Raw genomic sequence first — 8,642 nt, 5'->3', positions numbered from 1 at the left:
CTAGGGGGGGGCACACGGATACCGCCTGCCCAGGGGCCAGTTGGCAAGGGGCCTCTGAATGGGCTGCTGAGGCTGGCGCGGGCACAGCGGGGGCCGCGATCGGGTTACCCCCCGGTCCAGGGAGCGGTGTTGGGGCCAACCAATCCGAGGCCGTTGGCGGCACACTCACCCCATCCCCCATCGGCGCTGGTAGGACAGAAGGGGGCTGGCCATTATTGAAGGTTGGCACCGTGGGAACAATAACCCCGCCACCCGGATCAGCCAGCGGCGTCATCGGACTAGCCGTCGGCACCCATGCGGGATTGCCCATCTCCTGCGCCTGGCCCACCTCCGCGATCGCGTCGCGTCCCCAAGGGAGAAGCGCGGCCAGCCCAGCCCAGCCCAGGATGCCCCAGAGTGCTGCTAACTGAAGTGATGCAAACCTTGGCTGTGGCATCCTTTTGCCCCCCGGTGAACCGCCCCGATTCTAAGAGATTTATCAGAATTTGACGAAAGGCCATCAGGGACAAACGTTACCCGATCAGGACAGCTTTGCCATGCGTGAACAGTTGCCGCCGGGGCACCCGACCGCGCATGATGGTCTTGGGTTCAAGGCAATGCCATGAAGTTTCTATTAATTCTGCTGATTCGTTTCTATCGCACCTTTATTTCACCGCTGTTCCCCCCCGTCTGCCGCTTTCAGCCGACTTGCTCCCAGTACGCGATCGCGGCGATCGAGCGCTTTGGCCCCATCCGGGGGAGTTGGCTAGCCCTGCGTCGCCTGCTGCGCTGCCATCCGCTCCATCCCGGTGGCTACGATCCCGTCCCCCCCTTAGAAACCAAAACGCCTCACCATAAATAACGAGTGGCCATCCCCATCAACCTGGAGGTTGTCGGTGGCCAGCAACCTGCCGATCGGCTTACCCGCATCGCACGATGAACGATCGTCAGGCCAACGGCTGTTACAGCCCTTCCCCCTCTCATGAAGTACGGTCAAGCCTTGTCTGTACCTCACCCAGTATGGACGTGCTGTATGGATTATTGGCACCATTAATGGTTGTTTAATGGCTGTTTCATAGCTGGTGCAAAAAGACCGAGACTAGGAGGCGGGTTCCTCCGGGCGGCCCACCATGTTGGGGCTGATCAAGGTAATGTCGAATTCGTCCGGGGGAACGGGTGTCCCTTCATCACGGTTGAGTAAATAGTAGATTGCTCGAACTTGCGGCCCAAAGACGATTTCATCGGCATTTTGCAGGTCATGGGCTTGGAGTTTGCGCCCATTGATCAGCAAACCATTGGCACTGGGCTTACCCTTGAGGTTGCCATCCACCACCCGATAGTAGAACGTGCCATCCTCCTGGGGAAGCTGGACCAGCGTGGCATGGCGTCGTGACACAAACTGGGAAGCCAAACGAATGTCGCAGCGAGGATCGCGCCCGATCGAGTAAAGAGAGGCGTTTAACACAAACTCACGCCGACCCTTGTCATCTTCTACAATTAATAGGTGTTGTTTCGCGTCTAAGGTCATTTAATTACGTCGGGGCGCTGCGGTGACTGGAAATCACTTCACCAGTATACAGCTACATTAGTGTTTAGGCAGAAGCAGAGACCATACTGGCTGGTGAGTCCGTGAAGATATACGACGGGATGTGATCATGATCGAGAACTCTACCCTCAAGCTGGCAGCATCCAAATTCATTCGCCACTGAGGCCGCTGCTAAGGGTTACGCATGGGAGTAATCGGCAGCGGCTTTAGGCATATTGAGGCATCTTTTGGATGCCTTGGGCCATATTTCTGCGCGTAGTGAGCGATCGTATCGGCGGCGGCTAGTCTAGCAAATGTGTGATGGGGCTAGGCTTGGTTCGTTCTTAGGGGATCGCGGTCCCCGCGTTTCTCCGTGTGATCGCAGCAGTAGGGCATTGACCACCACCGTCACTGAGCTACAGGCCATGAGTGCCCCTGCCATTGCCGGACTGAGGAGCAGCCCCCAGCCGGGGAGGAAGACCCCCGCCGCTGCCGGAATTGCCACCAGGTTATAGGCGAAGGCCCAGAAGAGGTTTTGCTGAATTTTGCGAAACGTGGCTCGACTCAGGGCGATCGCGGCCAGTACGTCCCTGAGACGATCGCCCATCAGCACAATTTGGGCCGCTTCAGCGGCGATCTGCGTCCCCGAGCGCAGGGCAATCCCGACTTCGGCTTGGGCAAGGGCCGGTGCATCATTAATCCCATCCCCGACCATTGCGACCCGTTGCCCCTGGTTTTGCAGAGCTTGAATCACGGCAGCTTTGCCAGCCGGATCGACCTCCGCTAGGACATGGCTGGGATCAAGCTGAAGCTGTTGGGCGATCGCAGCGGCAACGGCAGGGCGATCGCCCGTCATCAGCATCACCCGTAATCCCATGCCTTGCAGTTGGGCTATCGTCTCGGCTGCCTCCTCACGCAGGGTGTCAGTAATGGCCAGTAGGCCCACCAGTTGGGTGTTAATCGCCACATAGACCAGGGTTTTCCCTTGGGCTTCTAGCTCACAACCGGGCGGCTGGCTGGGGTCGATCGCCACCCCGTGCTGTTGTAGCCAGAGTGCCCGACCGACGCTCACCCGCTGCCCCGCTACGCTCGCGGTGACGCCACATCCTGCTTCCGTTTGTACAGATTGGGCTGGCCGTAGTGGCAAGTGATGGGCCGTCGCCGCTGCCAGGATGGCGGTTGCAATGGGATGATCGGTGCCCTGCTCAACCGTTGCCGCCAACTGGAGCAGATCATCCGGACAAACCGGATAAATATCTGGGGGGATAGCCGCCTCGACTGTCGTGCTTGCAGCGGCCTCCCCCGCTGCGGTTCCGTTCTGGCCAGCGCAGGCAGGATGTCCACCCCACGCTGCATGAGCTGTCTGGCTCAGCAGTACACAGTCCGTGACTTGCGGGGTACCAGTGGTGAGGGTCCCGGTTTTGTCAAAAACAAGCGTGTTAATCCGGTGTACCTGTTCGAGGACATCGCCGCCCCGGATCAAGAGGCCCCGCTCGGCCCCCAGTCCTGTCCCCACCAGGATCGCGGTGGGTGTGGCTAGGCCCAGGGCACAGGGGCAGGCAACGACCAACACGGCGATCGCTAGTTTCAAGCTCAATAACAGCGGCGAGGTCGGCATCATGGCATCTGCTGCCATTGTCCAGTGGCCGTGGCTCATCCAGTGGGTTGGCGGCATGAGGAGTGTTGGGAAGAGATGGGTCCCCAGCCCATACCAGAACAGGAAGGTAAGCAGGGCGATCGCCATGACGCCATAGGTAAAATAGCCGGCTACCTGATCGGCCAACCGTTGGATCGGCGCTTTGCGGGTTTGAGCTGCTTCGACGAGGGCAATAATTTGGGCCAGGGTGGTGTCCTGTCCCGTATGGCTGGCTTCCAGGGCGATCGCGCCTGATTGGTTGAGGGTACCTGCGATCACCCTATCCCCGACTTGCTTCACGACTGGCATCGCTTCCCCGGTCAGCATTGATTCATCGACACGGGTTTGCCCGATCGTGACAACCCCATCCACCGGGATTTTTTCCCCTGGGAGCACGTACAACCAATCGCCAACCCGAACCGCTTCCGTCGCAATTTCCACGTGCTGGGTGGGCAGGCTATCGGTGGGCTGGGAAGGGGGATACTCCGGTCCAGAGGCAGCGCGAACAGTCACAAGGCGAGCGATCGCGGGTTGGAGAGCCATCAAGTGTCGCAGCGAGGCCGAGGCCCGGTTCCGTGCTCGGTGTTCCAGCGTCCGGCCCAGGAGGATAAACCCGACCAACATGACCGGTTCATCGAAAAAACACTCCCAACCTAAGGTGGGAACCAGCAACGCCACGCCACTGGCAAGGTAAGCACTGAGCATCCCCAAGCCCACCAGCGTGTTCATATTGGGAATCCCGTGGCGTAACCCCTGAGCACCATCCCGCAGGATTGCTCGGCCCGGTCCCAGTAAGGCTAAGGTCGCCAGTCCCGCATGGAACCAAATATTGGCAAACCCAGGGAGGTTGATGGCCAGAATATGGGCTAAATGCCCGATCGCCGACAACACCAATAACCCGACCGCCAGCAGCAGTTGGGAGAGTTGTGCCCGTAATGCCTGTTGTTGTGCCGTTTCCAGGTTGGCTAGGGCCGTTGCTTGGGGAAGGGCGGCCCCCGATAGCTGCGCGACGCCCTTGGCATATCGCGGTTGACTGGGAAAACCCATTTGGGTTAACTGGGCTGCGAGGGTTTCTGCGGTCGTGGTGTCTGGGTGATAGGTAACCGTCGCCATCTGCGTGATCAGGTTCACTGCCGCCGAGATGACCCCTGGCTGCTGCCGCAAGCGCCGCTCCACCGCCTGGACACACCCCGCACAGCGCATTCCCTCCACATCTAAGACCAGGGTCGATATCGGTGTTTCTAGGGGGGGATCTGCCCCAGGGGAGGATGCTGCGATCTTCGGCAACGACGAAGCAAGTTCAGGGCTAACAGGCATGGTTTACTCTCATCGGATCACACAGTATTGGTGAGGTAGGCATTCTGCCAGATTGAATTTTAGATTTTAGATTTTAGATTTTCTGGATGTTGTGGGGTAGGCGTCTCGCCTGCCAGGATATTGTGGGATAGACATCCTCCCATTGGTGTCAAGTTAATGGGCACAAAAGTCACGTCGGGGGGCAGCCAGACAGCCCGTTGGGAAGCCAGCGGTTAGGCTGGAGCAGGAGTTCGAGTTAGGTGTTATGAGCAAACCTCCCACCTAAACTACGTGGTCACCTCGACTTCCGGCGCTTGGCTACGCCACCCGCGCCCCCGACCCAGAACTGGAACAGGATTGCGAGACCTGCTCTAACCCGCTACGCTGCCGCCGCTGACAACTGTTACGGGTCAATCCTACCGCTTGTGTGACTAGGTGCTGACGTTCACAGTCCTCTGTGTGATGGTGCTGAGTCTGATTTTACGCCAAGCCCACGACCGATCGGAGTGAGTTATGTGCCGCAGGGGCGATCGCCTTAGGTCAACTGCTGGAGCGGATCTCGATGGCCATGCTGTTTAGGATGCCTACCCCACCCCATCCTGGCAGGCGAGACGCCTACCCCACAACATCCAGAAAATCTAAAATCTAAAATCTAAAATCTAAAATTCAATCTAGCAGAATGCCTACCCCACGGTAATTGGCCCCTGTCTAAGCCGCAGTAGGCCCTACTCATCAGCAACGGTTATCTCTAGATGCTCAATGCAACGTAAAGTTTTATGACAGAATGTCTGTGCCTTTCATTACAATAGAGCGTATAAACCCCAATGCAGGGAAATCCCGAGCGCCCATCGTGGGGATGAGTGCTGGGAGAATTTTTTCGTGCCTATGGCTACTAATGGCCTGGGGACGCGGAGTACGACGATTTTAGAATTGAGTTTGTGGGAAGGTCAGTCGCATACTGGCCTTTTTATTTGGCCGCTCGCCCTTTTGTAAGGGAAAGGCAATGGAACAGCAGGCTGGGAGCGCCCAGGCGGTATCCTTAAATTCCAGCCATAATTCCGGAACTCCCAGCGATAATATGGGGCGTGCCTGCTGCGAGGCTGTCCCGTGGGTGATCAACAGTTCGGCTCTCTACCAGCCATTCTCCAACTGGGTACGGGGGGTGGCGTTATCCCCCTTGGTTTCGTCAAGCTCACCTATCCCGATCAGCGAATACGGATTGCCCATGATGCTGCTTCCCCTCTCCCATCAACAGCCCCTGTCCCCGTATGCTATGCCCCCCCAGGACGCGAGCGCCGATGGGTGCCCCCCTGCTCCCTCGGTGCTGGATCTGGCCCGCCTGCTACGTGCTGCCAAAACGCTGCGATCGTGGCCTCAGGTTGCGATCGGCCTACTGGCGAGTCTGCTCACGGCCCTGCCAGCACGGGCAGCAGAACAGGTTAACGTCACCTTTGGCCCCTTAGCCCAAGCTATCCCCATCAGTTCTCTGGAAGCGTTTGTTAAGGAAGGCACGGTGGATGCCGCCCTACGCCCCTTTATGCGGTTCCTCAAGCCGGAGGCGCGGGAGGAGCTACGCCAAGCCCTGGGTCAACATAAGCCGATCAGTGCCAGCGTGCTCTCGCAACTGCTCCAGGACCCGATGGGGGAGATGATGCTCCAACGAACCGGGCGAATTGTGCAGACCAGTGCAGGTCTTAATGGTGCCCAGGCCATCCGATCGGCGTTGGTTTTGGCCGCAGCGGCACCGGAGGGGATCTCCTTACTAAGCTTTTTGCGCCATTTCCCAACCTCGACCGTGCGCTTGGATGTCAACCGTGTTCTGACGATTTATCGACAAAGTGCCCGGTTCGTGCGTCAAACCGAAGCTTTTGTCGCCGCCACTCAGCAGATGTCAGCCGCCGCTGCTGCCGCCGAAGCCTCGCTCCCCTTCGATAGCCTTGTGGATTTGCGCCAACCTGGCCCCTATCCCGTGGTCTTGCAACCGCTGCAACTAGAGGACACCCGCCGCCAACGGACCTATCCCGCTGATTTATATTTGCCCCAAACCCTGAGCCAGTTAACGGCGGTCCCGGTGGTGATCATTTCCCACGGTTTGGGGTCTAGTCGCACCTATTTTCGTGAATTTGCCCAGCATTTGGCGTCCTATGGGTTTGCGGTCGCCCTACCCGAACATATTGGCAGCAATGAGGCCCAAAAGCAGGCAGTCATGGCCTGGAAGGCGCGGGAAATTTTCCTAGTGAGTGAATTTCTCGATCGTCCCCTGGATGTTAGTTTCCTCCTGGATCAATTGGAGCGTTACAATCGGGCTGAACTGGGGGGGCGTTTGAACCTACAACGGGTGGCTGTGGCCGGACACTCCTTTGGGGGCTATACGGCCCTAGCCCTGGGGGGAGCCACCATCGACTTTGACTATTTGGCGAACCGCTGCCAACCGACGACGATCGGGGTGACCGATTTGGCCCTGTTGCTCGAATGTCGTGCCCTGGAACTTCAGAACTCTCCCCTGGTGGTACACCAACTGGCGGAGCAAGGGGTCAAGGACGATCGGATCAAATTAATTATGGCTTTTGCGCCCGTTAGTAACCTGTTTGGCAAGACGGGCATGGGCCGGATTCAAGTCCCTACCTTGATGATGGGTGGAGCCGTTGATGTAGCGGCTCCCGTTATCCCCCAGCAGGCCGAAACCTTTAGCTGGTTAACAACTCCCGATCGCTATCTGGTGATCGCTGGGGGGGTATCCCATACCAGTGACCTGACCCAGTTGGCGGATCAATTATTTTTCTCAACAGTGGACACCGGGGCCGCCTTTGAGGCTTCCCACGCTTGGTTCCAAGGTAATCTGAGGACCCTGTTGGTAGCCGCTGCCACCACCTATCTCAAGCAGCAGCCGGAATTTCAGACCTACCTACGATCGGGCTATATCAACGCCATCAGCCGTGATCCCTTCCGGTTGTCGCTGATCCGATCCTTGTCCCCAGAACAACTGGCCCAGATCTTGCGGTCTGCACGCTAAGTTTGTTGGCCCAATCCGTGTACCCACGCCGGCTGCTTAATGCAGGGGGCTGATATTCCGGCAACATAGGGAAACCCAACACTCGGAAATGAGCATTGGGTTGGGTTGGCTCAGCCTTAAGCAGCCGTAATCATAGTGGCCAGATGAGAGGGTTAGACGTTTGGACACTGCAACTAGGACAGTCCAACTAGGACAGTCCAACTAGGGCAGTGCCTAATCTAGGGTGCAACGTTTGCAGGGCTGGCTCTCGTCTGCAATGACTAAAGTGATGACTACCCACGTTGCGAAACTTTGATGGGGACTACCCTAGCTGGTGATCGGTCCTAAGGTACAGCATCTCCATACTTGGCGAGGTACAGCCAAGGGGCTTAAGCCCCTTGTTTACAAGGTTTGACAGTACTTCCTTAGGCAGGGAACGGCTGTAGACCCCCCTAAATTCTTAAACGGCTTCGAGATTCTTTTCGCCGGTCCGAATCCGAACCACCTCTTCCACGGGGGTAATGAAAATCTTACCGTCCCCAATTTCACCGGTACGGGCAGCGGAAATGATCTTTTCAATAACCATTTCGACTTGTTCGTCCTCCACCACGATCTCAACCTTGAGCTTTTGCAAAAACTCAACCGTATATTCGGACCCTCGATATCGTTCCGTTTGGCCCTTCTGGCGACCAAAACCACGGACTTCGGAAACCGTCATACCCACGATGCCAGCGTTGACCAGGGCAATTTTGACTTCGTCCAGCTTGAAGGGACGAATGATCGCTTCTACTTTTTTCAACCGTCCAGCTCCTCAGGGATAGCTCGTGACAACTCCCAACTCCTAACATCGACACCCAGGATCATTGTGTAACAGAGACTACTATTTTCTAGCTATCCGCTTAGGCAACTAGTGGGCGATCGCACCCGATTGCCCTCGGTTGGCCGTGGCCACAAGGGCCACCCAAGCGTGCAGGGCTGAGCGCTCCCGAGTCCTTAGACTGGGCATCACTGATCCGAGTTCAAGAAGGGGCGCATGATGAAAAAGCCAGCGCTGAAGGCCGTCACAATAATGATGAGAATCATCACCGCTAGCCACAGTCCCCCCAAGTCCCGCGATCGCTCCGGACGCAGCCGCACCTGACGACTGGGATCAGGGTGTTCCGTGAAGCGAGGGGCCGGCGGTGCCATCCCCGTCATCTCGTGCATATTCAGCG

Annotated in this window: 7 protein-coding genes; 2 read left to right on the top strand and 5 right to left on the bottom strand. The window is 57.6% G+C overall.

Annotation, left to right across the window (positions count from 1 at the left end; all coding sequences use genetic code 11):
* Positions 1-436, bottom strand: a 436-nt coding sequence (locus ACWIUF_RS04820; RefSeq protein ID WP_448571118.1) for a hypothetical protein, incomplete at its 3' end; no start/stop codon positions are given.
* Positions 437-601: 165 nt separating this feature from the next.
* On the opposite strand from ACWIUF_RS04820, the gene yidD reads away from it, so the two are divergent.
* Positions 602-841, top strand: coding sequence for a membrane protein insertion efficiency factor YidD (gene yidD / locus ACWIUF_RS04815; RefSeq protein ID WP_448571117.1), 240 nt, complete (start codon positions 602-604; stop codon positions 839-841).
* A 237-nt stretch (positions 842-1,078) separates the two neighbouring features.
* On the opposite strand, the gene ACWIUF_RS04810 is transcribed toward yidD, so the two are convergent.
* Complete coding sequence (locus ACWIUF_RS04810; RefSeq protein ID WP_448571116.1) at positions 1,079-1,507, bottom strand: FHA domain-containing protein; 429 nt, start codon at positions 1,505-1,507, stop codon at positions 1,079-1,081.
* Between the two features lie 304 nt (positions 1,508-1,811).
* Complete coding sequence (locus tag ACWIUF_RS04805) at positions 1,812-4,457, bottom strand: heavy metal translocating P-type ATPase (protein WP_448571115.1); 2,646 nt, start codon at positions 4,455-4,457, stop codon at positions 1,812-1,814.
* Positions 4,458-5,439: 982 nt separating this feature from the next.
* On the opposite strand from ACWIUF_RS04805, the gene ACWIUF_RS04800 reads away from it, so the two are divergent.
* Complete coding sequence (locus tag ACWIUF_RS04800; protein ID WP_448571114.1) at positions 5,440-7,449, top strand: alpha/beta hydrolase; 2,010 nt, start codon at positions 5,440-5,442, stop codon at positions 7,447-7,449.
* Between the two features lie 439 nt (positions 7,450-7,888).
* On the opposite strand, the gene ACWIUF_RS04795 is transcribed toward ACWIUF_RS04800, so the two are convergent.
* Together ACWIUF_RS04795 and ACWIUF_RS04790 are read right to left on the bottom strand one after the other, a co-directional pair.
* Complete coding sequence (locus ACWIUF_RS04795; RefSeq protein WP_448571113.1) at positions 7,889-8,227, bottom strand: P-II family nitrogen regulator; 339 nt, start codon at positions 8,225-8,227, stop codon at positions 7,889-7,891.
* A 206-nt stretch (positions 8,228-8,433) separates the two neighbouring features.
* A partial coding sequence (locus tag ACWIUF_RS04790; protein ID WP_448571112.1) for a hypothetical protein occupies positions 8,434-8,642 on the bottom strand: 209 nt, incomplete at its 5' end.

Source organism: Trichothermofontia sp. (genome assembly GCF_053493415.1).
This window is presented reverse-complemented; position numbering and strand designations above follow the sequence as displayed.

Coding starts and splice junctions, on each gene's coding strand:
- yidD (WP_448571117.1), top strand. CDS start 602: ATGAAGTTTCTATTAATTCTGCTGATTCGTTTCTATCGCACCTTTATT.
- ACWIUF_RS04810 (WP_448571116.1), bottom strand. CDS start 1,507: ATGACCTTAGACGCGAAACAACACCTATTAATTGTAGAAGATGACAAG.
- ACWIUF_RS04805 (WP_448571115.1), bottom strand. CDS start 4,457: ATGCCTGTTAGCCCTGAACTTGCTTCGTCGTTGCCGAAGATCGCAGCA.
- ACWIUF_RS04800 (WP_448571114.1), top strand. CDS start 5,440: ATGGAACAGCAGGCTGGGAGCGCCCAGGCGGTATCCTTAAATTCCAGC.